Origin of the sequence: Microbacterium sp. A8/3-1 (assembly GCF_040267695.1) — a bacterium.
GTDB lineage: Bacteria > Actinomycetota > Actinomycetes > Actinomycetales > Microbacteriaceae > Microbacterium > Microbacterium luteolum.
On the sequence record NZ_CP158357.1, the window covers coordinates 1,234,098 to 1,258,458 of the forward strand.

At 70.9% G+C, this 24,361-nt stretch carries 20 protein-coding genes and 1 pseudogene; 8 read left to right on the forward strand and 13 right to left on the reverse strand.

Annotated features, from left to right (window positions below; translation table 11 throughout):
* Positions 1-48: 48 nt before the first annotated feature.
* The gene (locus ABS642_RS06230; protein WP_350352640.1) at positions 49-1,386 is read left to right on the forward strand and encodes a hypothetical protein; all 1,338 of its coding nucleotides are present in this window, start codon (positions 49-51) and stop codon (positions 1,384-1,386) included.
* Between the two features lie 58 nt (positions 1,387-1,444).
* On the opposite strand, the gene raiA is transcribed toward ABS642_RS06230, so the two are convergent.
* The 5 genes from raiA to mtrA all read right to left on the reverse strand — a co-directional run bounded on the left by raiA (position 1,445) and on the right by mtrA (position 7,060).
* Positions 1,445-2,101, reverse strand: a complete 657-nt coding sequence (raiA, locus tag ABS642_RS06235) for a ribosome-associated translation inhibitor RaiA (protein WP_282213828.1) — start codon at positions 2,099-2,101, stop codon at positions 1,445-1,447.
* An 87-nt stretch (positions 2,102-2,188) separates the two neighbouring features.
* On the reverse strand, positions 2,189-2,881 hold the full coding sequence (locus tag ABS642_RS06240; protein WP_350352641.1) for a phosphoribosyltransferase family protein: 693 nt from the start codon (positions 2,879-2,881) through the stop codon (positions 2,189-2,191).
* Between the two features lie 97 nt (positions 2,882-2,978).
* The gene (locus tag ABS642_RS06245; protein ID WP_350352642.1) at positions 2,979-4,697 is read right to left on the reverse strand and encodes an LpqB family beta-propeller domain-containing protein; all 1,719 of its coding nucleotides are present in this window, start codon (positions 4,695-4,697) and stop codon (positions 2,979-2,981) included.
* Positions 4,690-6,372, reverse strand: a complete 1,683-nt coding sequence (gene mtrB, locus ABS642_RS06250; protein WP_282213831.1) for an MtrAB system histidine kinase MtrB — start codon at positions 6,370-6,372, stop codon at positions 4,690-4,692. Before mtrB ends, ABS642_RS06245 begins: the two co-directional genes overlap by 8 nt.
* 7 nt (positions 6,373-6,379) lie before the next feature.
* Entirely contained in the window at positions 6,380-7,060 is a 681-nt protein-coding gene (mtrA, locus tag ABS642_RS06255; protein ID WP_223625855.1) for an MtrAB system response regulator MtrA, read from the reverse strand.
* A 96-nt stretch (positions 7,061-7,156) separates the two neighbouring features.
* On the opposite strand from mtrA, the gene ABS642_RS06260 reads away from it, so the two are divergent.
* The 5 genes and pseudogenes from ABS642_RS06260 (at position 7,157) to ABS642_RS06280 (ending at position 12,733) form a co-directional block, all read left to right on the forward strand.
* Positions 7,157-8,581 (forward strand): glycerophosphoryl diester phosphodiesterase membrane domain-containing protein, encoded by a 1,425-nt coding sequence (locus ABS642_RS06260; RefSeq protein WP_350352643.1) that lies wholly within the window; start codon positions 7,157-7,159, stop codon positions 8,579-8,581.
* A complete protein-coding gene (locus ABS642_RS06265) occupies positions 8,578-9,219 on the forward strand; it encodes a DUF4129 domain-containing protein (protein ID WP_350352644.1) in 642 nt (213 codons plus the stop codon). The genes ABS642_RS06260 and ABS642_RS06265 overlap by 4 nt, the downstream gene beginning before the upstream one ends.
* On the forward strand, positions 9,216-10,403 hold the full coding sequence (locus tag ABS642_RS06270) for a DUF4350 domain-containing protein (RefSeq protein WP_350352645.1): 1,188 nt from the start codon (positions 9,216-9,218) through the stop codon (positions 10,401-10,403). The genes ABS642_RS06265 and ABS642_RS06270 overlap by 4 nt, the downstream gene beginning before the upstream one ends.
* Before the next feature lie 99 nt (positions 10,404-10,502).
* A pseudogene (locus ABS642_RS06275) lies at positions 10,503-11,425 on the forward strand (MoxR family ATPase).
* A complete protein-coding gene (locus ABS642_RS06280) occupies positions 11,426-12,733 on the forward strand; it encodes a DUF58 domain-containing protein (RefSeq protein WP_350352646.1) in 1,308 nt (435 codons plus the stop codon). It begins immediately after the preceding pseudogene.
* Positions 12,734-12,748: 15 nt separating this feature from the next.
* Here ABS642_RS06280 and ABS642_RS06285 read toward each other — a convergent pair whose 3' ends face one another.
* Positions 12,749-13,741, reverse strand: a complete 993-nt coding sequence (locus tag ABS642_RS06285; RefSeq protein ID WP_350352647.1) for a stage II sporulation protein M — start codon at positions 13,739-13,741, stop codon at positions 12,749-12,751.
* Positions 13,742-13,757: 16 nt separating this feature from the next.
* Between ABS642_RS06285 and ABS642_RS06290 the strand changes: the two genes are divergently transcribed.
* Positions 13,758-14,567, forward strand: a complete 810-nt coding sequence (locus ABS642_RS06290) for an RDD family protein (RefSeq protein WP_350352648.1) — start codon at positions 13,758-13,760, stop codon at positions 14,565-14,567.
* Positions 14,568-14,588: 21 nt separating this feature from the next.
* On the opposite strand, the gene ahcY is transcribed toward ABS642_RS06290, so the two are convergent.
* The 5 genes from ahcY to ABS642_RS06315 form a co-directional block, all read right to left on the reverse strand.
* Entirely contained in the window at positions 14,589-16,034 is a 1,446-nt protein-coding gene (gene ahcY, locus ABS642_RS06295) for an adenosylhomocysteinase (protein ID WP_350352649.1), read from the reverse strand.
* A gap of 41 nt (positions 16,035-16,075) precedes the next feature.
* Entirely contained in the window at positions 16,076-17,290 is a 1,215-nt protein-coding gene (locus ABS642_RS06300) for an ABC transporter permease (RefSeq protein WP_350352650.1), read from the reverse strand.
* Positions 17,287-18,039, reverse strand: a complete 753-nt coding sequence (locus ABS642_RS06305; RefSeq protein ID WP_350352651.1) for an ABC transporter ATP-binding protein — start codon at positions 18,037-18,039, stop codon at positions 17,287-17,289. Before ABS642_RS06305 ends, ABS642_RS06300 begins: the two co-directional genes overlap by 4 nt.
* A complete protein-coding gene (locus tag ABS642_RS06310; protein WP_350352652.1) occupies positions 18,036-18,962 on the reverse strand; it encodes a biotin/lipoyl-binding protein in 927 nt (308 codons plus the stop codon). The genes ABS642_RS06305 and ABS642_RS06310 overlap by 4 nt, the downstream gene beginning before the upstream one ends.
* A gap of 101 nt (positions 18,963-19,063) precedes the next feature.
* A complete protein-coding gene (locus tag ABS642_RS06315; protein WP_136055126.1) occupies positions 19,064-19,270 on the reverse strand; it encodes a DUF3499 family protein in 207 nt (68 codons plus the stop codon).
* 77 nt (positions 19,271-19,347) lie between these two features.
* Between ABS642_RS06315 and ABS642_RS06320 the strand changes: the two genes are divergently transcribed.
* Positions 19,348-19,776 (forward strand): hypothetical protein, encoded by a 429-nt coding sequence (locus tag ABS642_RS06320; RefSeq protein ID WP_282213842.1) that lies wholly within the window; start codon positions 19,348-19,350, stop codon positions 19,774-19,776.
* Between the two features lie 30 nt (positions 19,777-19,806).
* Here ABS642_RS06320 and ABS642_RS06325 read toward each other — a convergent pair whose 3' ends face one another.
* On the reverse strand, positions 19,807-21,189 hold the full coding sequence (locus ABS642_RS06325) for a DUF5719 family protein (protein WP_350352653.1): 1,383 nt from the start codon (positions 21,187-21,189) through the stop codon (positions 19,807-19,809).
* A complete protein-coding gene (locus ABS642_RS06330; RefSeq protein WP_350352654.1) occupies positions 21,186-24,341 on the reverse strand; it encodes a glycosyltransferase in 3,156 nt (1,051 codons plus the stop codon). The genes ABS642_RS06325 and ABS642_RS06330 overlap by 4 nt, the downstream gene beginning before the upstream one ends.
* Positions 24,342-24,361 lie beyond the last annotated feature (20 nt).

Here is a 24,361-nt window from a genome sequence, read left to right on the forward strand (position 1 = left end):
GAGCGGATGCTCAGCCATCGCGACCGCCCGGGAAACTAGGATCGGGTCATGGCTGGATTTTGGGGCAGACGCAAACGCGAACAGGAAGAACTCGCCGCACAGGACGCCGATCTCGCGCGCCGTGCGGAGCAGGCCCTGGTCGGCGCCGACGAGAGGATCCGCACCACCTCCGACGAGCTCGACTTCGCCGAAGCGGAACTCGGAGCGTCGCTGACCGCCGACCTGCGCAAGGCCCTCGCGGCCGTGCGAACGCATCTGCGCGAGGCGTTCCAGCTGCACCAGCTGAACCACGACGAGATCCCCGACACGCCAGAGGAGCTGCGCACCCGCAACGCGCGCATCCTCCAGCTGTGCGACTGGGCCCAGGATCTGCTCGACGAGAAGACGTCGGTGCTCGCCGCCTCCGTCGCCAAGGTGCGACGGGCTCCCGAGGTCATCGCACAGGTGCGGGCGGATGCCGCGGCCCTCAGCTCGCGCATCCCGCAGACGAACGACTCCGTCTCGCGACTCTCGGCCCGCTACGCCGAATCGGCGATGCACCAGATCACGGCCAGCGCCGCCGAGGCGGAGCAGCTGATCGCCTTCGCGACGCACAGCGCCGACATCTCCGAGCGCCGCAGAGCCGCCAAGCAGAACGAAGAGGCCAACCTCGCCCTGGAGACCGCGACCGAAGCCACCCGCCGGGCGTCGGCCCTGCTCGACGCCGTCGAGGACTTCGAGATCGAGGCGCTGCGCGCCGAGTCCACCCTCGCCGAGGTCGTGGCCGACTCCCGCGGCGACCTGATCGCCGCCCGCACCGCTCCGCAGGTCCCTGCGGTCGCCGGCGCCGTCTCCGCTCTTCAGGCCGCGCTGAGCGCTCTGACACCCTCCGGCACCCCGAACGATCCCTTCGCGGAGCTCTCGCAGCTCCGCACCGCCAACTCGGCGCTGGACGAGGCGATCGCGAAGGCCCGCCACCGTGCCGAGAATCCGCTGCCGAGCATCCCGCAGGTGCAGCACGCCATCGATGACGCCGACCGGCAACTGGGCGTGGCGCGCGGACTCATCTCCGGCCACCGCGGCTGGATCGGCGCCGACGCACGGACGCGGCTCGCGGAAGCGGAGCGGCTGAGGGTCGACCTGTCCGATCTCCTGCCCGCCGAGGAGACGAGAGAAGAGGCGCTCGTGCAGGCGCGCCGTGTCGCGCACCTGGCGTCCGAGGCCCTGCAGCTCGCGCAGCGCGACATCGACTCCTCTCGCCCCGACGACCAGGGCTGGGGTGGCGGCGGCGGCTACGGAGGCGGAGGCTGGGGCGGACGACCACGTGGCGGCGGCGGTGGGGACATCGCTTCCGGCATCCTCGGCGGCCTCGTGATCGGCAGCCTCCTCGACGGCATGTTCGACTGATCTCCCCCGACGACAGAACGGCCCGTCCCCTCCGGGACGGGCCGTTCCTCGTTTCCGCTCAGGAAGCCAGTGCCTCCGACGGCGGCGCCTGGGTGCTCAGGGCGATCACGCCGTAGTCCCAGCCCTTGCGGCGGTAGACGACGCTGGGGTGATCCGTGCGGACGTCGACGAACAGGAAGAAGTCGTGGCCGACCAGTTCCATACGGTCCACGGCCTCCTCGACCGTCATCCATTCCGCGTCGAAGCTCTTCGTGCGGATGACGACCGGCGAATAGGTTTCTTCCTCGTCGTTCCGGACCGGGATGCTCCCGGTGGCCACCGCGTGCAGGACGTCGGCCGACACCGGCTGCACGTCGATGCCTTCGATCTCCCCGGTGCCCTTCTCGAAGTGCGCTCCTCGCGGGTGCTGGCGTCCGTCGACGCGCTTCTCCTTCGCACGACGCAGCTGTTCGGACATCTTGTCGATCGCGAGATCGAGGGCGACGAACTTGTCTCCGTCCGTCGCTTCAGCGCGGACGACCGGACCCTTCCCGACGAGCGTGAGCTCGACCGTCTCCTCGGGGACGTGGCCGTTGCGGAAGACGCGGTGCGTGACCTTCACATCAAGCCGTTGCGCTCGAGCCGCGAGCGTCTCGACCCTGGCGATCTTCTCCTCGACAACGGTTCGGAAGCGATCGGTGATTCCCACTCCGACGCCGACGATGCTCGTTTCCATTGCTGTCTCCTTGTCCCGGTCCTCCCGGCCAAGGGCGGACCGTTGTCGCCTTGTGGTCCCCAACCGTAGTCCGCATGCGAGTCGATGTCACTGGTGACTTTCGTCGTGTCCTCGGTGAGTTCTCGATGAGTCTCCTTCGAATCCGGCGCGCCTCGGCGTGGCGGCGAGCGCGACGGCCGAATCGACTCGGAACCCGGCCGCTCGGAGGGCGCGAGCCGCCTCGTCGAGTGTCGCCCCGGTGGTCACCACGTCGTCGACCAGGACCGCTGCAGCTCCTCCACCGGCCACGAGCGCGCGCATCGCCCCGCGGACGTTCAGCTCCCGTTCCTTCGCCCCGAGGGTGCGCTGATCGACGGGCCGCGAGACGAGCGAGAGCACCCGCTGCGGCGACTGCCCCGCACGGCGGATGAGCAGCTCCGGAACCCGATAGCCGCGCCGACGGAACGCGCTCCGCGCCGTGGGGACGGGCACGATCCACGTCGAGGACGACACCATGGGCGCCAGAACGGCGGCGAGGGCGGCGCCGAGGGGACGCGCGATCTGGGTCTCCCCGTCGCTCTTGAGCCGGCGGATGCAGCGCGCAGCCACTCCCTCGTAGCCGAGCGCGGCGTGCACCGGAAGTCCTGCCGGCGTCAGCACCCTCTGCGGCGCTGGGGTGAGTCGTTCTCCGCACGGCCGACAGAGCAGGTGCCCGGGCTCATCGCATCCTGCGCAGGAGGCGGCGAGGAGGAACGCGGCGATCTCGGAGCCGAGGGTACGCAGGACGGAGGTGCTGTTCATCCGACGATCCTGCCCTTCGCGGATCGTCCGCCATCCTCGCGGACACCGGATGACGGGAGAAGGCGAGCCGATCAGCGCGTGGTGGAGGAGATGCGGTTCACTCGCCGGCGCGCGTCGCGAGCACCGTGATCCCGGTCGCGATCTCCCGCCAGGTCGAACCCGCGTGCGCGAACAGCTGACCGCCGACTCCGACGACTCTCAGGCCGCCGACGGTGCGTGCGCCCGCGATCGACACCGCGCCCTCGGGAGCGGCCTCCACGGCCCCCGGGCCACCCACCATCTGGGTGAGGACCTGTGGCCCCTGCGGGTCGACGAGGACCGCCAGACGCTCCGTGCCGAGCCATGCCAGCCCTGTCGCCGGCGCCGAGATCAGCGTGATCTGCTTCACGTCGCCGAGTTCGATCGGGACGCCCGAAGGATCTCGTACCACCGCGGCGACCACGACCCAGCGCTGCTGGCCGACCGTGACCACGGCGGCGACTCTGGCACCGTCGGACGAGACACGCAGGTCCGAGATGGCCGAGGCGTTCGGCCAGGCGTTCGCCACGGGATGCTCGACGACGTCGCTCCCCCACGCCTTCACCGCCCCGGGTTCGCCGGCCGGGACCGTCCAGGTATAGCCGTACGGGTCCAGCGAGGGCTCGATCAGGCCAGGGCGCGAGTCGAGCTCGTCGATGCTCCCTTCGCCGACCAGATACACGTGACCGTCGGCGAGCTGCACGGCCGCGTGCGAGTCGTCGACCGCCACGTCGATCGACGCGATGGGCTGGTCGATCGCCACGATCCCCTGCGAGATCCCGGGAACGGCGGTGACCTCGTCCCCGACGATCCGTCCGAAAACTCCGTCCTGGAGGACGAGGGTGCCGACATCCGCCGGCATGTCGACGAGTTCGACGACCCCCGCCTCCAGGGTCCGGCCGTCGACGGCGAAGCGCACCTGCGACACGGAGACGCCGGCGGCCTTCAGGGTCTCCTGCAGTTGAGTGCGCATGCGCGAGAGCGTCACCTGATCGAGCCCCACGGCGGGCCGCGTCAGGGCCACCTCGGCGACCTGGTCGGTGATCAGCACCGCGTCCTGGGCCAGCTGCACATCGGCGGGGAAGGCGGTCTGCACCGCAGGACCGAGCCAGGGGCTCGGCGATCCGTCGATGAGCGCCTGCGTGACCGTCGTCGCGGGGCTCTGCCGTCGCGGGAACCAGCGCACATCGGGAACCAGCCGGGACCAGGCGCCGTCGAAGTACTGCAGCGGATACCCATCGAACACGTTCGAGAACCGGGGTTCGTCGATCACGATGCCGTCGGGCGCCTGCGTGATGCGCCACTCCCCGTCATCCATGCGTTCCAGGGCGAACATGGTCGGCGACGAGCCGGGAGCCTCGGCGTACGCGCCGGCCTCGTCGACGATCGCGACGAGGTCGAGGCGGACCTGCACGTCGGCGCTCTCGGCCTCGTCGACGGCATCCGCGGGGACGGAGGAGGTCAGGACGCGCGTCTCGGTGCCGACGTCGATCGACACGCCCGCCGCCGGCCGCCATGAGCGCTGCAACGACGGCGCGAGGAACTCCCGAGCCGTCGCCCAGTTGTCGGATGTCGTGATCCCGGCCTCGAGGAACCCTTCCACGATCTCCTGAGGACCCGCGCCCTGGATCGGGCCCGACGCCACCGGGAGGAAGTCGACATCCGCGGCCGATTCGCCGAGCACGAGGCCGACCGCGACGTCGCCACTTGTCGGAAGCCCCGCGCAGGCGGGCAGCAGGAGGGCGGCGACGAGCAGCGCGACGCCGCGCAGCATCCGTGTCGCTCTGCGCTCACTCATGATCGTCCGGCTCCTTCAACAGCCCGGGAAGCTCCGCCCAGGAGATGGGTTGCGTGGCATCGCCGAGTTCCGCGAGCGGCTCCTGGGGTTCTATCGGGATCGGGCTCGGTCCTTCCAGCGCGGCGCCGTGCCGCGGGATGGTGAGGACGAAGTTCGTGCCGACCCCGAGCTCCGACCACACGGCGAGCGTCCCGCCATGCAGGGTCGCATCGCCCAGCGCGATGGACAGACCGAGGCCCGTCCCTCCGATGGTGCGCTGACGCGAGGGGTCGGCTCGCCAGAAGCGATCGAAGACGCGTTCGGCGTCGGCGGGCTCCATTCCGAGTCCGAAGTCGCGAACGCCGGCCGCGACCGCATGCTGGTTGCTGTCGACCGTGACCACGATCGGTCGGCCCTCGCCGTGCTCGATCGCGTTGCCGATGAGATTGCGGAGGACGCGGCGGACGCGGCGCGGGTCCATGTCCACCGGGGAGTAGCCGCCGGGGGCGACGAGTCTCAGCTCGGATCCGCGCCCGTCGGCGAGCGGATGCATCTGGTCGATGATGTCCTCGGCGAGGTGCGCGAGGCTCGTCGCCTCCAGCTCGAGCTGCACCGAGCCCGCGTCGTAGCGGCTGATCTCGAGGAGATCGGAGAGCAGGGTCTCGAACCGCTGCACCTGCGTGTGCAGCAGCTCGGTGGTCCGAGAGGTCGTCGGGTCGAACTCCTCGCGCTGGTCGTTCAGCATGTCCGCCGCGAGACGGATCGTCGTCAGCGGCGTCCGCAGCTCGTGCGACACATCCGACACGAAGCGCTGCTGCACCATCGACAGCTCCCCGAGCTCCTTGATCTGCGCCTCGATGCTGTCGGCCATGGCGTTGAACGACCGCCCGAGGGTGGCCAGCTCGTCCTCACCGTGCACTTCGAGGCGCACTCCGAGGTCGCCCGCCGCGAGGCGCGCGCTCGTCTCAGCGGCCTGCACGATCGGCGTCGCCACCGCCCGGAGCACGATCCAGGAGATCGCCGCGACGATCGCGACCAGCCCGATCCCCGCGATCCAGAGGGTCCGTTGCACGAACACGAGCGTCTGGTTGGCGTCCTGCAGGTCGTAGGCGAAGTAGATCGCGAACGGTCCGGCTTCCGGCACGTTCAGCTGCTGCCCGACGACGATCCCCGGCACCTCGCCGCCGTCGGCCACCGGCAGGGCCACGGACTGCCACGTCTGCCAGTCGTCTGACGCCTCCACACGCGCCTGCAGCTCCGGGCTCAGTCGATTCGCGCTCAGTCCCGCGGTGAAGCCGTTCAGTCGCACGCCGTCTGCTTCGGATTCGATCCGGAATCCGGCGAGCAGATCCGTGCTCGAGGTGCGTGCCAGGTTCGCCTGGATGCTGCTCCACAGGTCGGCGAGAGCGGCGGGATCATCGCTCACCTCGGCAACGTCGAGGATGTCCTGCGCCTGATCCACCGCGCGGCGGGCGTCCTCGAGGGCGACGTTCTTGCGCGAGACGAAGAGGTCGTTCTGGATCACGAGAGCCATCGTGACGCAGGTGATGAAGATCGCCAGCGAGGTCGCGAGCAGCGTGATCGTGAGCGTGCGGAAACGCAGCGAACGACGCCAGAGCGCGGAGAGCACGGTCGGCCATCCGCGCCAGTCGCGGATCACAGCGACGGCCGTCGTGGTCGCGGTCGTCGCGTCCATCGTGCGCCTAGCCGACGCTCCCGGCGCGATAGCCGACGCCACGCACCGTCATGACGATCTTGGGGTTGTCGGGGTCGAGCTCCACCTTGGCGCGAAGGCGCTGGACGTGCACGTTCACGAGCCGGGTGTCCGCCTTGTAGTGGTAGCCCCAGACCTGTTCGAGCAGCATCTCGCGGGAGAACACCTGCTGCGGCTTCGACGCGAGCGCCACCAGGAGCTGGAACTCCAGCGGCGTGAGCGCGATGGGCGTCGTGCCCCGACGCACCTCGTGAGCGTCGACGTCGACCGTGAGGTCGCCGACCTTCAGCTGCTCGCTGGTGGTCTGCGGCGTCGGACGCAGTCGGGTGCGGATGCGGGCGACCAGCTCCTTCGGGTTGAATGGCTTCACCATGTAGTCGTCCGCGCCGACCTCGAGGCCGCGGACGACATCCGCGGTGTCGCTGCGTGCCGTGAGCATGAGGATGGGGACGCCGGACTCCGCGCGGATGCGAGTGCAGATCTCGATGCCGTCCATGCCGGGGAGCATGAGGTCGAGCAGAACCAGGTCCGGCCGCTGCGTGCGCCACTCGTCGACCGCACGGGCCCCGTCGGCGCAGAACACCGGCTCGAAACCCTCCGTGCGCAGCACGATGCCGATCATCTCGGCGAGCGCGGTGTCGTCGTCGACCACAAGAATGCGTGAGGTCATAACTGTTACCTTATGGCACCGAGTCCCACCGCCCCCAGGTCTGCGCGCCACGTACACGGATATGACACGATGGGAGCGCTCGATGGAGGGAGAGCTGTGAGTGGTGCGACGTGGACCCCTGCCCCGAAGAAGGGCGTCATCCCTCTTCATCCGCTGACCTTCGGCATGCTGCTGGGGAAGGCCTTCGCGGCCCTCCGGCACAACCCGAAGGTGCTCTTCGGCTTCGCCGTCGTCATCCAGCTCGTCGTCGTGATCGCGACGGCCGGCGTGATGGGCGTGGTGCTCTTCACGACGTTCTCCCGCCTGGAGACCGTGTCGCCCTCCTCCCCCGACTTCGAGGCGGTGCTCGCCGGGACGATCGCGATCAACATCATCGCCGGGCTCGCCGTCGGTCTGACCTCGATCGCGTTCACGGCGATGATGCAGGGCGTCGTCGCCGCCGAGATCGGCTACGCGTCGATCGGCGTGAAGGCGACGCTCGGGATGCTGTGGCGCAAGATGGCCCCGTCGTTCTGGCGGCTCGCCGGCTTCGCCTCCCTGTCGGTGATCGCGGTGTTCGGATTGTTCGCGATCGTCGCCCTGATCATCGGGGCCTTCGTCGCGGGCGGGCTCGGCGGGAGCGTCGAGCTCATCGGGGTCGTCGTGCTGGTGGTGGTGCTCATCGGGCTGGCTTCGATCCCGCTGACCGTGTGGCTGACCACCAAGCTCCTGCTGGTCCCCTCGATCCTCGTGCTCGAGGGGGCGCGCTTCCGCGAGGCGCTCGTGCGCTCCTGGCGCCTGACCCGCGGCCGGTTCTGGGTCGCCTTCGGGGTCACCTTCCTCATCAGCCTCATCATGGGACTGGCGATGCAGGTGGTGAGCTTCCCCGTGGCGATGCTCAGCTCGCTCCTCGGAACCGTGGTCGCTCCGACCGGCGCGGCCGAGCCGAGCGCCGTCATCGGCTTCGTCCTCACCCTCATCGCACCCCAGATCCTGCTGCTCGTCCTCCAGGCCATCACGCTCGTCGTGCAGAGCACGGGATCGGCGCTCGTCTACCTCGACTGCCGGATGCGCTACGAAGGACTCGATCAGACGCTCATCGCGCACGTCGAGCGCCGCGAACTCGGCTGGACCGAGGAGCAGCTCGGCGACCCGTTCGCCGTCGATCCGTCGCGCGCCGTCACCAGCGCACCCCCTCCGCGACAGGTGCCGGAGCACGTCATGATGACCCAGGGCTACGGCTACCCGCCGTACGGGGTCCAGCCTGCGCCGCCGCAGGGCTACGCGCCGCAGCCATATCCGCCGCAGCCGTACCCGCAGCCGTACGCGCCGCCGTCCGGCGTTCCTCCCTATGCAGGACAGCCGTACCCACCGCAGCAGCCTGCCGGTGCGTCCCCGGCATCCTTCGCGCCGGCGCCGCCTCCCGCGCCTCCGGCACCTGCGGCTCCTCCCACGACACCCGCCCCGCCGACCGACAGCCCGTGGGCATCGCCGGCCGACGGCGGCTGGGCCGCTCCGGGCAGCGGTGACGGCACGGCATGATCCGACCGTTCGACGATCTGTTCGTCCCCGACGGGGACGAGGTGCGGCGCTGGGCCGAGGAGGAGCTCTCCGATCCCCGCTACGCCGACGCGAAGCCGACCTGGTTCGATCTCGTCGCCCGCGACATCGGCCGGTTCATCGCCGACCTCTTCACCTCGGACAACGGCGCCAACGTCGGACCCTGGGCGCTCATCATCGTGAGCGCCGTCATCGTCGCGGCGCTCATCACGGCGCTCATCATCTGGGGTCGCCCGCGCAGCTCTCGAGCCGTGCGGCGGGCACGGACCGACCTCCTCGGCGAGCAGGACGACCGCAGCGCCGCGCAGCTCCGCGCGGATGCCGAGCGCAGCGCGCGCGGCGGCGACTGGGACACCGCGACCGTCCTCCGTTACCGCGCCATCGCGCGCGGACTGCTGGAACGCGACCTCATCGATCCGGCTCCCGGCGCCACGGCGCAGTCGATCGCCCGGGAGGCCAGCGCGGTGTTCGCTGACGAGGCCGCTGCCATGCGCCGCGCCGCCGTGTCCTTCGACGACGTCCGCTACCTGCGGCATCCGGCGACCGAGGAGAGCTATCGCGACCTCGCGGCCACCGATGAGCGGCTGCGGACGCGGCGCCTCGAGGCGGTGCCCGCGTGACGGCCGTGGATCAGGCGGCGACGGGGACCTCCACCGCCGAGACCCGACCGCGGCGCGTGCGAACGATCGTGGGATGGCTGATCGTCGTGGCGCTCGTGCTGCTCGTCGCGTTCGTCGCGCTCCGTGTGAGCGCGAGCGGCCCCGGGGCCCGCGGCACGCTCGATCCGGAGGGCCGTGACGACTCCGGCGCCCTCGCCCTCGCCGAGATCCTGCGCGACCAGGGCGTGGAGGTCTCGGTCGTCCGCTCCCGCACCGAGGCACGAGCGGCTGTCGGCGACGACACGACCCTGGTCATGACGAATCCGTACACCCTCACCGACGACGCCCTCACCGAGCTGCTGGAGCCCGCCGACCGGATCGTCTTCCTGTCGTCGGGCACGCACCTGCTGAACGTGCTCGACATCGGCGAGAACGCGCCGGGGAGCTCCGCGCCCACCGACGCGGGCTGCGACGTCCCGGAGTTCGCCGAGGTCGGCACGATCCGCGCCGACCGGTTCTTCTCTCCCGCAGACGGGGTCGAAGGCTGCTTCGGCGACGCCGACGGCGCCGCGGTCCTCGTCGACGACGGCGCGGACCGCGACGTGCTCGTCGTGGAGGGCACGAAGCTCTTCAGCAACGCCTACCTCGCCGAGAACGGCAACGCCGCCCTCGCTCTCGCGCTCCTCGGTCAGACCGAGCGCGTCGTCTGGTACGTGCCGTCGTTCAGCGACACCGATATCGAGGGCCAGTCGCCCGACACGCTGGGAAGCCTCACGCCGCCGTGGGTCACCCCCGTCATCCTCCTGCTCTTCACGGCCGGGATCGCCGCAGCGGTCTGGCGCGGTCAGCGCTTCGGCCCGCTCGTCGCCGAGACGCTTCCGGTGACCGTGCGCGCCTCCGAGACCATGCATGGACGGGCGCGGCTCACGGCGAAGGCCGGAGATGCGCCGCATGCGGGCGAGGCGCTCCGCGACGGTGCACAGCGTCGACTCGCGCGCCGGCTCGGCCTCGCGGTGCACGCCGGTGCGGACGAGGTCGCGGATGCGGCATCCGACCGCCTCCGGATCCCCCGAGGCACGCTGCAGGCGCTGCTGGCAGGCCCGCTTCCCGCAGACGATGCCGCCCTGGTCGAGCTCGCACGTCGCCTCGACGAGCTCGAGGCCGCCGTCGAGGCGAGCACGCATACCACCAGGGGCGAGCCGTGATCCGCATCCGAACAGCCGTCCATCCATCCCCACGGAAGCCGAGGACACCACGTGACCGTTGACAACCATCCCGCCGACGACGCCGCGCTGCGTCAGGCCATGCACCGCGTGCGCACCGAGGTCGACAAGGCCGTCGTCGGTCAGGCCGGCACCGTGACGGGGCTGCTCGTCTCGCTCCTCGCCCGTGGACACGTGCTCCTCGAAGGCGTGCCCGGTGTGGCGAAGACCCTGGTCGTCCGCTCGTTCGCACGATCGCTCGGCCTCGACACCAAGCGCGTGCAGTTCACACCGGACCTCATGCCCGGCGACGTCACCGGGTCCCTCGTGTACGACGCCCGCACCGGCGAGTTCGACTTCCGCGCGGGGCCCGTGTTCACGAACATCCTGCTCGCCGACGAGATCAACCGCACGCCCCCGAAGACGCAGGCCGCGCTGCTCGAAGCGATGGAGGAGCGCCAGGTCTCGGCCGACGGGGTCAGCCGGCCGCTCCCGGATCCGTTCCTCGTCGCGGCGACGCAGAACCCGATCGAACACGAGGGGACCTACTCTCTGCCCGAGGCACAGCTCGACCGTTTCCTCATGAAGCTCGTGGTCGGCATGCCGGAGCGCGACGCCGAGGTCTCGGTGCTGCGCCGGCACGCAGAAGGCTTCTCCCCCGTGACCTGACCGGCGTCGAGGCCGTCGTGACGGCCGACGAGATCCGCGCGGCGCAGGCTGCCTCGGGTCGCGTCGAGGTCACCGACGACGTCCTCGGCTATGTCGTCGATCTCGCCAGGGCGACGCGCCAGTCCCCGTCCGTCGAGCTCGGCGCGAGTCCGCGTGCATCGACGGGTCTGCTGGCCGCCGCGAAGGCCTGGGCGTGGCTCAACGCCTCCTCCGCCGTGACCCCCGACCACGTCCAGACCATGCTGGTGCCGGTGTGGCGCCATCGCCTGCAGCTTCGGCCCGACGCCCAGATGGAGGGCGTGTCGGCGGATGCCGTGCTCACCTCCGTCGTGCAGCAGACCAGGGTGCCGATCTAGGTGTTCGTCACCGGCCGCCTCGCCCTCGCCCTCGCCGTGGGCGTGATCCCGCTCGTCGTCGCAGGACTCGCGGGCTATCCGGCGTACGCGGTGTTCGGCGGATGGATCGCCTTGTGCGTGCTGCTGAGCGGGATCGACATCGCCCTCGCGGCCAGCCCGCGCCGCGTGACGGTGACACGCCGCCTGCCGAAGCGCACCCGGATCGGCGAGCCGGTGCCGGTGAGTGTCGCCCTGCAGAATCACGGTGACCGCATGCTGCACGCGGTGATCCGCGACGCCTGGCAGCCGACCGCCGGCGCATCACCCGCTCGACAGCAGCTGAGCATCCCTCCCGGCGAACGCGCGCGGGTCGCGATCCCGCTGCTCCCCCGCCGCCGCGGCGAGCTGGTGAGCGAGTTCGTCATGATCCGCTCGCGCGGTCCGCTCGGTCTCGCCGGTCGGCAGGCGCGGCACCGGGTGCGCGGAGCGATCCGCGTGCTGCCCGCGTTCTCCTCGCGCAAGCATCTCCCCTCGCGGCTGGCCAGGCTGCGCGAGCTCGACGGGAACACGAGCATCCAGGTCCGCGGTCAGGGCACCGAGTTCGACTCCCTGCGCGAATACGTGCGCGGTGACGACGTGCGCTCGATCGACTGGCGTGCCACCGCGCGCGCCGGAACGACGATGCTGCGCACCTGGCGCCCCGAGCGAGACCGTCATGTGGTCATCATCATCGACACCGGACGCACGGCGGCCGCTCGGGTGGGCGACGGGACCCGCGTCGACGCCTCGCTCGAGGCGGCCCTCCTGCTCGCCGCTCTCGCCTCGCGCGCCGGCGACCACGTGCACCTGCTGATGTACGACCGCGTGGTGCGCGGCCGGGTCACGGGTGTCGACGGCACGGCGCTCCTCCCGGCGATGACCGATGCGATGGCCCCGGTTCACGCGCGCCTGGTCGACACCGACTGGCACGGCGCCTTCGCCGCGGTCCGCACGCTCACGACCCGCCCCTCGCTCATCGTGGTGCTCACGGCACAGGATGCCGCGGAGTCGGCCAGGGCCTTCCTCGGCGCCTTCCCGAACGCCTCCCGCGCGACGACGGTGCTGGTCGGATCCGTCACGGATGACGACATCGCGGATCTCGCCCGTCGGCGCGGCTCGCGCGAGGAGATCTATCTCGCCGCCGCAGCCGAGCGCACGCTCCGGGATGCGGAGAACGTCGCCGACGCGATCCGTCGAGCCGGGGGCGAGGCCATCGCCGCCGACCCGGAGGAGCTCCCGCCACGCATCGCGGACCGCTACCTCGAGCTCAAGGCCGCCGGTCGACTCTGAGCCGTCGGAGCAGGATCAGCCGGCGACGAGACGCGGAGTGCCGGCCTCGTATTCGACCAGGTCGCCCGACGCACCTCGACGGTGGGCACGTCCGCCGATCACGATCATGTAGATGAGGAACACGGCGAGCGCCGCCGCACCGATGCCGATCTTCACCGGCCACGGCAGCGACCAGCCGGTGACGAAGCCCTCGACGAGTCCCGCGAGGAACAGCGCGAACACCAGCCCGAGCGCGACCGTCGCGAGCGACCTGCCCTCTTCCGCGAGCGCCTCGCCACGCGAGCGGGCTCCTGGCGCCACCCACGCCCAGAAGATGTGCAGTCCGGCGGCCGCCGCGACGAAGATGCAGGTCAGCTCGAGCATGCCGTGCGGGAGGATGTAGAGCAGCATGATGTCGGCCTTGTCGTGCGCGGCCATCACCGCTCCGGACACGCCGAGACCCATCGCGTTCTGCACGAGCATCGCGATCGGCCAGATCCCGGTCACCCCGAAGAGCACGCACTGCATCGCGATCCACGCGTTGTTCGTCCAGACCATCCCCATGAACTCGGCTGCCGGATTCTCGGTGTAGTAGCCGGTGAAGCTCTCGTCGGCGTACTGCTCGAGCGCGGCGGGCGGACCGAGGGTCGCGATGAGCGCAGGATCGCTCGCGATCCACGCCGCGGTGCCGACGCCGATCGCGAAGAACGAGACCGCGATGATCAGCGTCGTCCAGCGCAGCCGGTAGAGGGCCGCGGGAAGCTGCAGGCTGAAGAATCGCGCGGTCTGCGTGAGGATGCTGTCGGAGGCGCCCGTGAGGCGGAGCCGCGCACGCACCAGGATCGTGGAGAGGTAGGCCCCCTGGGGCGACTCCCCCACCGAGGTCTTCAGCTCGGCGAGATCGGCGGATGCCGCGCGGTAGCGGACGATCAGCTCGTCGACGCCCGCCCCATCCAGGCGGGCACGGCTGAGCTCGTCCAGCCGCTCCCATTCGGCGCGGCGTGCATCAGACAGCGCATCGGCATCCACCTGATTTACTGTACTCATGTCCGTCCCGATCGATGCGTCCGACGAGGTGCTCTCCGGTGAAGCCGTCGCCATCGACGTGCAGCCGGTCGGCTTCCTGCTCCGCGCCCTGGGCGCCCTGATCGACATGGTGCTCGGCTTCGCCGTCTTCATCCTGTGGCTCTTCCTGCGCATCTGGCTGCTCGACGCCGGCGTGCTCGACGACGCCACCGACCGCATCGCGACGGTCGCGGCGCTGGTCGTCAGCTTCGTGGTCCTGCCGATCACCATGGAGGTGGCGATGAAGGGCCGCAGCCTCGGCAAGCTCGCGGTCGGCGGGCGCATCGTCCGCGTCGACGGGGGCGCGGCGGGGTTCCGCCACGCTTTCATCCGCGCCCTGCTGGGTGTGCTGGAGATCTATGGCACCTTCGGGGGCATCGCGGTGCTCACCGGCGCCTTCAACGCCCGGTCGCAGCGTCTGGGCGACCTCGTCGCCGGCACCTACAGCCAGCGTGTGCGCACACCGCGGCTCGTGCCGCTCGTCCCGATCCTGCCGCCCGAGCTCGGAGGCTGGGCGCAGATCGCTGACGTGGCACGGCTTCCGGACCGGCTCGCGCGACGCATCTCCCAGTTCCTGCAGAGCGCCCCTCGCATGGTCCCCGCCGCCAGGGCCAGGGTCGCGCAGGACCTGCTCACGGAGGCGATGCCGTACGTCTCGCCGATACCGCCCGCGCACCCGGAGGCCGTGCTGATCGGCATCACGGTGCTGCGCAGAGAACGTGAGCGCCGTGCGCTGGAGAACTCCGACCGACGGGCCGAGAAGCTCACCGGTCGTCGCGTCGGGGTCTGAGCAGAGCTCGTCCGCTGCCGCTCAGTAGCGGTAGTGCTCCAGCTTGTAGGGGCCGTCGACGGGAACCCCGATGTACGCGGCCTGTCCCTCGGTCAGGGTGGTCAGCTGCACGCCCAGGGCATCGAGGTGCAGGCGGGCGACCTTCTCGTCGAGCGCCTTCGGCAGTGTGTGGACGCCGGTCGGGTACGCCTCGATGTTCGTGAACAGCTCGAGCTGGGCGAGCACCTGATTCGTGAACGACGCGCTCATCACGAACGACGGGTGCCCGGTGGCGTTGCCGAGGTTCATCAGGCGCCCCTCGCTGAGGACGAGCACGCTGCGACCGCTCGGCATCCGCCATTCGTGCACCTGCGGCTTGATCTCGACCTTCTCCGCGCCGGGCAGCGCCTCGAGCCCTGCCATGTCGATCTCGTTGTCGAAGTGGCCGACGTTCGCGACGATCGCCAGGTGCTTCAGCGCCTGCAGGTGCTCGGTGGTCACGACATCGCGGTTCCCGGTGCCGGTCACGACGATGTCGACCTCGCCGGCCACGTCGAGCAACCGCGCCACCTGGAAGCCGTCCATCGCGGCCTGCAGAGCACAGATCGGATCGACCTCGCTGACGATGACGCGCGCACCCTGTCCGCGCAGCGCCTCGGCCGCACCCTTGCCGACGTCTCCGTATCCGCAGACGAAGGCGACCTTCCCGCCGATGAGCACGTCGGTGGCGCGGTTCAGGCCGTCTGGCAGGGAGTGGCGGATGCCGTACTTGTTGTCGAACTTGCTCTTGGTCACCGAGTCGTTGACGTTGATCGCCGGGAAGAGCAGTCCGCCGGCGGCCGCGAGCTCGTACAGCCGGTGCACGCCCGTCGTGGTCTCCTCGGTGACGCCGATGAGACCGGCGGCGACCTTCGTCCAGCGGTCGGGCGAGGAGGCGAGCGAACGACGCAGCAGATCGAGGATGATCGTGTACTCGTGCGCGGCGTCCGCCGCCGTCTCGGGGACGCCGCCTGCTTTCTCGAACTCCGCGCCCTTGTGCACGAGCAGCGTGGCGTCGCCGCCGTCGTCGAGGATCAGGTTGGGACCGTCGAACCCCTCGGCTGACCAGTCGAAGATGCGCTCCGTGCACGCCCAGTACTCCTCGAGCGTCTCGCCCTTCCAGGCGAACACCGGAACACCGGCGGGAGCGTCGACCGACCCCTCCGGACCGACGACCACGGCGGCCGCGGCCTCGTCCTGCGTGGAGAAGATGTTGCAGCTGGCCCAGCGCACCTCTGCGCCCAAGGCGACGAGCGTCTCGATGAGCACCGCCGTCTGGACGGTCATGTGCAGGGAGCCGGCGATCCGTGCGCCCTTCAGCGGCTGCGCCGCGCCGAACTCCGTGCGGAGAGCCATGAGCCCCGGCATCTCGTTCTCGGCGAGTCGCAGCTGGTGACGGCCGGCTTCGGCGAGGGACAGATCGGCGATGCGGTACTCGAACTCAGGCATCCTCCCATTGTTCCACTCCCCCTTCGTGGACCGCTCGTGTGTCAGAAGCGGATCGCGTCGATCACCTTCACCCGCAGCGCGACGAGCGCGGGGATGAAGCCGGACACCGCACCAACGATGACCGAGGCGACGAGGCCGATGAGCGCCGCCCGCATCGGGAAGGGCGGGACGTCCTGCATCCCGACGAACATCGACGTGAGGAGCCAGTCCGAGCGGAGCACCGCGACGACGATAGCGATCCCGATGGCTCCCGCGACGGTGGTGGCGACGAGGCTCTCCAGAAACACGGAGAAGAACACCCGTCCTGAGCTCGCCCCGAACGCACGGCGGACGCCAATCTCGCGCACCCGCTGCCGCATCGCGACGAGCTGGATGTTGATGAGGCTCAGCGCGCCGAGGGCGAGGATCAGTGCGGCGATACCGCCCGTCACCATCTCGAAGGTCGCCTGCACCTCCATCGTCCCCGGCTGAGCCGCCCAGTCCGACCTGCTCACCGAGACCGTCTGCCCCTCGGGCAGGCCCGCCCGGAGGTCCATCGCCAGCACCGGACCGATCTCGTCCGCCTGTTCCGGGCCGACCCAGATCTCGTACTGGGACCAGGCACCCTCGGGCAGCGCGTCCACTCGATCGCGGTAGCCGTCGTAGAGCAGATCGACGCGGAGCTCCTCGTCGCCGAATCCCTGCCGCGGGACCACGCCGACGACCTGGTAGGTGCCGCCCCCGGCCCCGGTCAGCGTCACGATCGGATGCTGGGTGAGGGGCACGCGTCCGAGGCGGTCCCACAGCGGCTCCGAGATGACCACGGCAGGCGCCAGCGCCTCGATGTCGGAATCGCGCAGCCAGCGCCCCTCCAGGAGCTGCTCGCGATGGATCTGCGAGTAGACCGGGTCCATCAGCCGCGCGTTGACGTCGGTGATGCCCTCGGGAAGCCGCACCCCGACGGTCATCCCCTGCACGATGCGCGCGGTGTGGCTGAAGGCGAAGCGCTCGCTCACCCGCTCGAAGCGCTCGTCGAAGTCGCCGATGTCGACCGGCTCGCCCTCTTCGCTGCTGACGCCGACGACGATGGTCGCGGCGCGGCCTCCCCACCGATCGGACTGCTCGGCCTGGTACTGCCGCTGATACTCGGAGATCGCGACGACCGCCGTGAGGGCTCCGACGGAGACGGCGATGCCGATCAGGCTGAGCAGGACGCGGAGCTTGTGGACGCGGATCTCCGCCCAGGCATCGGCCAGCGCGCCCAGGAACCCGGTCACGCGCTCGGACCGATCGGCGGAGCCGGCACCGGCGCCGCGAGCGTGGACGCCTCGAACGCTCGGCTGAGGTCGGCCGGCACGAGGGTGCCCGCGTCCAGCCGATAGTGGCGCCGGGCACGTGCGGCGACGTGCAGATCATGCGTGATCGTGACGAGAGCCGCGTCCGTCTCGGTGGCCACCTCGTCGAGGAGCGACATGACGGATGCCCCGGTGTCGATGTCGAGTGCGCCGGTGGGCTCGTCGGCGAGGATCAGCACGGGGCCGCGCACCAGAGCGCGGGCGATCGCGACGCGCTGCTGCTCGCCTCCCGACAGCCGATCGGCGACCTGGTCGACACGATGCCCGAGACCCACCCGCTCCAGCATGTCCGCGGCGATCTGCCGACGGTTCCAGAACATCCGCCCCTTCGCGTGACCGAGCGGCATCATCACGTTGTCGATCGCGGTTCGTCCCGGCAGCAGGTTGAACTGCTGGAACACGAACCCGACGTTGTCGCCGCGCAGGCGGTCCAGCCGTCCCGAGCGCATGCGGCGCACTTCGCGCCCTTCGAAGGAGACCGTGCCGGAGGTCGGCGCGTCGAGCATGCCCAGGATGTTCAGCAGCGTGGACTTGCCCGATCCGGAGCGCCCGACGATCGAGACGTGGTCGCCGGCGCTCACCTCGAGGTCGATGCCGCGCAGGATCTCGAGTCGCGAGTCGTCGGCCAGCAGCACGCTCTTCGCGACGTCCTGCAGAGCGACCAGCGTCACCAGTTCATCCCGCTGTCGCACTGCTCCACACCGGGCGAGACCTCGTAGCAGAACTCCTCGACAGGGGCCACGAAGCCCGGCACGAACTGCCGGATGCTGTCGCCCTCCTCCAGCCCCTCGGTCACCTCGACCATGACGCCGTCGTTGACCCCCAGCTTCACGGCACGTTCCTCCGGCTCTCCTCCGTCCCCGGCGTCGATCCAGACGTTCCCGGTTCCGGCGCCGCCCTGCACGGCTGTCACGGGGATGACCAGCGCGTCCTCGACCTGGCCGAGGGCGAGATCCATGGTCGCGGGGAGGCCGGCGAAGACCGTCTGGTCAACAGGGATGGCGCAGCGGACGCTCGCCGTGCCCTCGGCCCTCACCTGCACGCCCACACCCGTGCAGACGAAGGGAGCCGGGCCACCGGCGATCGTCACGGTGCCCTCGGTCGGCGCATTCACCAGGCGGTACAGCTGCACGGGCTCCACGGTGGCGAGCAGGTGGTAGCGCGCCGGGGTGAGGGTGTACGACTCGGTGCCGACGGACACCGCCTGCCCCTTGACGAGGGCGATCTCCGACACGTCGCCGCTCTCCGGAGCGAGCACGTCGATGTCCGCGCGGGGATCCTCCTGACGAACAGTGAAGAGCGCCTGACCCGCCGCGACCGTCGCTCCTTCGCCGACGTGGACGGCCGTGACGGTGCCGTTCAGCTCGCTCCGCACCCCGTACTTGTCATCCCTCGCGACGTTCCCGCTCAGGCTCAGGGCGTTGACGACCGAACCCCGCTCCACCGCCACGACCGGATCGGTGATACCCGCCTCCGGGCTGACGATGCTCTCGGCGCGATCAGGGAAGAAGGCGATCTTGACGAGTGCCGCAGCGCACGCCCCGAACACGATCACGAGAAGGAGGGGGAAGATCCAGCGTCGCCAGACGATCACGGCTGCCTTTCCGAACGCGCCGCTCTGACGGGCCCGCGGCCAGAGTACTCAGACGCGCTCTCCGGTCATCGCGACCTCGGCCGCGTGTCGCCGGGATGCGATCAGGCGCGAAGCGCCTCGTGCCGCACGACGATCCAGCCCGACGGGACCGACATGCGATCCGCATGAGGCGAGCACAGATCGTGAGCCTGCGGATCGTTCGGCGCGCCGAGCGGTCCCAGAGCGGCCATCTGGTCGCCGTAATCGTAGGTGAGCGTGGCCACCGCTTCTCGCGCGCAGCCGACCTTCGAGCAGAGTCGTCCGTCCATCACCGCAACAGTACGGCGCCACGGCGCGGGCCCGCGGATGCCGCGCCGCGCACACGCGCACCGCCTAGACTTTCGTCATGCCCCGCCGCCGTTCCGCCCGCACCTCTGCAGCCCCTCGGCGCGGCGCGCGGCACGGACGCCACGGGCGCCTCGGGCGCAGCGAGGTCGTCCGACCTCCTCTCGCTCCCCTCGACGGCCGACTCGACCGGTTCGACCTGACGGTGGGCACCGCCGTCGAGTTCCTCCGCGGCACCTGGCCGGAGCTGCAGGAGGTCCGATTCGAGATCGGCGCGATCCCGGCGTTCGACGCGACCGACGAGGTGCCGCGCTGGTACCTCGACCGCGAGAACAGTCGGATCGTGCTGTTCCGCCTGCCGATCGAGCGTCTCCTGCCGCCGGGGCACGATGACGCGGCGCATCGCCGGATGGCGATCGAGAGCGCCGTGTTCCGCGCTGCGGCCGAGTACGTCGGGCGTGAGCCCTGGGATCTCGGTCACGACCACTGATCCAGCGCCCTTCGGGGACGCCCCTCCGGATCAGGGGTAGACGGTGATCGACTGCTCGGCTCCGGCACCGGCCTGAATCGGGAGCACCGCGAGAGCGCCGGGTGCCGTCATGGTGACGGCGGCGTGCACGGTGGCCGAAGGGCGAAGCAGATAGCTCGTCCCCGGCTCCACGTCGGCGCTCACCGACTGCCCCGCGGGGACGATGATCTCCTCGTCGTCGCCGCCCTCGGCGGGCGCGAGCGACACCGTGGCATCCTCATCCGCGGTGTTCGTCAGCTGCAGCTGCGCGGTCGGGCCCCGCGGGACGGCGACCAGGACGTCGGCATCGAGCTCGGGAGCCGGCGTCACCCAGGCGAAGTCGGAATCCAGGCCGGCGCCGTCCTGCTGACGCACCGCGGCCACCACCGGGACGTCGGCCTCCACCTCGACCGAGTATGTGCCCGGCTCGAGTCCGCTCAGCGAGACCTCCGCGGGGGTCGCGGAGGAGAGCGGGACGGTGAACTCGTTCGCCACCTCGCGCGATCCGGTCGCCCGCACGACGATGCGCGCCTCCCCGTCCGCCTCCGGCGACAGCAGCCGCATGACGGTCATGTCGGCTTCATCGCCCTCGACGGGGAATGCCTGCACTCCGGCGAACACCACGTTCTTCTGCGCACCGGCCACCGCGTCCTGGAGGTCGATCCCCGCGGGGTCGAGCACGCGCACGAGCGAGGACTGCAGGACCGCACGCACCGGCGCTCCCGATGCGTTCACCTTGACGATGGGGGCCTCGTTCCCTGCCGCGATCGACGCGAGGGGAAGAGCGAGCTGCGTGCCGGCCGGCACGACCACGGTGCGCGCGCTGCGCGTCGTGCCGTAGACGGACAGTGTGACCGTCGTCGGGACCTTTCCGGCGTTGGCCAGGATCACGATGTCCTCGGTGCCGGTGCCGACGCTCCCGCCGACCAGCCAGGACTCCAAGCGCGGCTCGCCGCAGGCCAGGGCGGCGAACCCGGCGAGGTCGTCCTCCGCGATCGTCACCGATTCCGTCGCGGCGATCAGCGGCGCTGTGCGTCCTTCGACCGCGCCGGTGAGCACGCGGACGTCTCCGGCATCGGTCAGGTCAGGGCTCTCGAGTGTCGTGCTGGACGGTCTCCCCGACGTGCCGCCCTCGGTGAGGGTCGGCGAGGCGGCGGAGCGCATGTCCAGGGGCGCGGACGAATCCCGCCCGAGGGCGCGCAGATCGCCGTTGCAGACGAGGACCGTGTCGCCGGGCAACGGCGTGACCTGGACCTGCGCCGGGTCGTGACTGATCTCGGGCCACGGCGCATGGATGGCGGCGACGACACCGACCGCGCACGCGACGGCGACCGCGACCCCGGTGATGACGCGGGCGCTGGTGGCGGCGACTCGGAAAGCGCGTGTGCCGTTCATCGGTTGTCCTCCTCGGCCGCAGCAGCCGACGGCGCCTGATCGTCTGAGGACGGCTCGTCGTCTGAGGACGGCTCGTCGTTCGAGGGCGACTCGTCGTCCGGCATCGGCTCGTCGTCGGACGGCGACTCATCAACGGCCGGCGCGTCATCATCCGGCAGGGGCTCGTCAACCGGCGCGTCATCATCCGGCAGAGGCTCGTCATCCGGCGCGTCCACGCCGACGAGCGGGTCGTCGGAGATCGCGTCCTCGGTCTCGCCCGTCGCGACCGTGGGGACCGTCGCCTCGGCGACGCCGCGGACGGCATCCTCGTCCTCGCGATCCTCGGCGTGCCTCGGGAGCACGAGCGGCTCCTCCGGAACCCGGCCGACGATGCGGGACTGTGCACGGGCGGCCCGGCGCGACGCGCGCGTCGGGACCGACAGCAGCAGGGCGGCGAAGACGAACACGAGCTGCAGAGTGATCACCAGACGCGCGGTGCCCTGCTGTGCCTGTGTCAGCGCCTCCGGCGCGTCCGCGTCGGCCTCCAACCGCCACAGCACACCGCGTTCGGTGGTGCCGGCGTGGACGAACCCCGGACGCTGATCGATCGAGGTGACAGCCGTGGTCCCCAGGGCACGCGCCTTGTCGCTCTGCCCCCCGGGGAGCTGGGCGAGCAGCACGTAGCTGATGCCCTGCTCCGCGAGCTCGCCCGGAGCGTCGAAGTCACGCGCCGAGAGCAGGTCGACCGCGAGAGCGGTGATGTCGGCCCCCTGGGGTTCGACAGCAGTCGTCATCATGGTCGACTGGGCTCCGAGAGTCTCACTCGCTCCCCAGGCGACGTCGACGGCGAGACCGCCGTCGTCCTGGGGCGTGAGGACGAGCGTGGCGATCTGCTGATCTCCGGCGGCCTGCGCCGCGACATAGGCCGGGAGGGTCGAGACCGGACCGTTGGTGAGCGCCGAGCGTTCCAGATGGAAAGCAGTCAGGGCGGGCACCGCGCAGACCACGAGCGCGACCGCCGCGACGGAGGTGGCGACCAGGCGGAGCCGCGGGAGGGTGAGCGCGGTGTCGAGAGTGACGAGCGCCGCTCCCACGACGCCGATCCATGCGAGGCTCAGGCCCGAGCCCGGCCAGATCGCGACCGGATTGCCCTGCGTGAAGCCGACCGTGATGCCGACCGCGAGGAACGCGGTCGCGAGACCCGCCAGCGTCACCACGAGGAGCGTGATGCCGGCGCGCCAGCGCGGGGCGACCGCCGCGGCGAGGGCGAGCAGGGCGATGGGGGCGCACAGCAGCGGTGCCCAGGTGCCGATCACGGCCGGAGCGAAGATCGTCCATCCCGCGAAGTCGTTCGTCGGGAACCCGGTCGCGATCGCGAGGCGGCCTGCCGCGTCGGCCGTCGCCTGCGGGCCCGCCCAGAGGAAGCCGGGATCGCCGAGCAGAGCGAGTGGCGAGCCGTGCGCGAGCTGCCAGAAGACGAGCGGCGCGAACAGGAGCGCCGTCGGAAGCGGGAGCCAGAGCTGCCGACCCGCGCCGCGGAACTGCGCCGTCGCGAGGGCGATGCCGATCGCGATGATCCAGAGCAGCGCCAGGGCCGGTGCCAGTGACGGTGCGCACGCGACGACCGCGGCGAGCAGGAGCGATGCGGCGCCTGCGGCACCCCAGGACCGGTGGGCGACGGCGGCCGCATGGAAGAGCCACGGGAGCAGGAGATGAACGAGGACAGCACTCGGCCGCCCGTCGACGAGCGCCGTGAGGAAGGTCGGTGCCATCGCCCACGCCACGCCCGCGAAGATCCGGAGTCCGGCGCGGTCGGTGACGCGAGTGGCGGCGAACCACCCGCCGAGCACCGCGAGCGGGAGGGCGAGGATCCAGAGCAGCACCAGCGTGAACGACGGGCCGGCGGGCCAGAGCGTGCCGAGGACCGCGACGACGGCGGCGAACGGGTCGGCGGGACCGACGAGGTCGATGCCGACACCGCGGAGTCCCCACGCCGCATCGCTCCACAGCGCGGAGACCGTGTCGCGCAGCGGGAGCAGTGCACCGCCGCCGACCGTCGGCCACGCCAGCACCGTCGTGAACGAGGCGATGCTCACGACCAAGGCGGCCAGCACGGCCCACGCGCCACCGCCGGAGAAGAAGCGCAGCTCGCTGACCGCGCCGCCTTCGCTGCCGTGTCCGTCGTCGAGCCGGCGACGCAACTGCGACGAGGTGACCCGCAGCGGTGCGATGCTCGCCCAGGTGGACGAACGGAAGGAACGGATGCGGGCGCGCGAGCGCGCGACGGCGTTGACGCGCAGCATCGCGGTGAGTGCGGCGGCCCACTCGGGGATGACCGATTCCGGACGCTTGCCGATGAGGTGCGTGATCGATCGCCAGAGTGCGAGCGGGAGGAGCGCCAGCCAGTGTAGCGGCACGACGGGCGCCGGGGCGTACGCGAGACGGCGATGCAGCTGCGCGAGCCGTCGGACGTAGGCGCGACGCGAGCGGCCGGAAGGGAGCGCCGCGGGGCCGTCCGGAGAAGCGGAGATGCGCGCGGTCGGTGCGACCACGACGCGACCGCCGCCGAGTCGGGCGCGCACGCCGAGATCGAGCCCCTCGTCGGCCCCGGCGAGACCCGGATCCGGACGCAGCGCGTCGCGGACCTCCCCGCGGATGAGGATTCCGCGGATGTCGGATCCGAGCGCATCGTCCATGCCGTCGTGCTGACCCTGGTCGAGCTCCCCCGCCGCCAGCTCGACCGAACGGCCGAGCGTGGTCATCGTCACGCCCAGGGAGACGATCTCACGCTCGTTGTCGGTCGCGACCAGCTTCGGAGCGACGATCACCGCCGACGGCGAGCGCTCCAGCATCCCGCTGAGCCTTTCGAGGGCGCGCGGATGGGGCGCCGTGTCCTGGGCGAGGAGCCAGATCGCGGTTCCCTCGAGGACGCGGGGGCGTGCGAGCTCCACCGCCTCGGCGAACGACGTCGTCGCGCGGGCCTCGATGATGCCCTCCACCGTGCCGGCGACCGTCTCGCTCTCGCGCGCGGTCGTCGCGTCGCCGCACATGACGAGGGTCACGGCGGCCGGAGGTGTCGTCTGAGACCGCACGGCGTCGAGAGTGCGGAGGAGTTGCGCGCGGGCAGAAGATCCGGGGCGCGCGACGATGATGGCGTGAACTCGGGCTGGCATGACGTGGTCAGCCTAAGCGC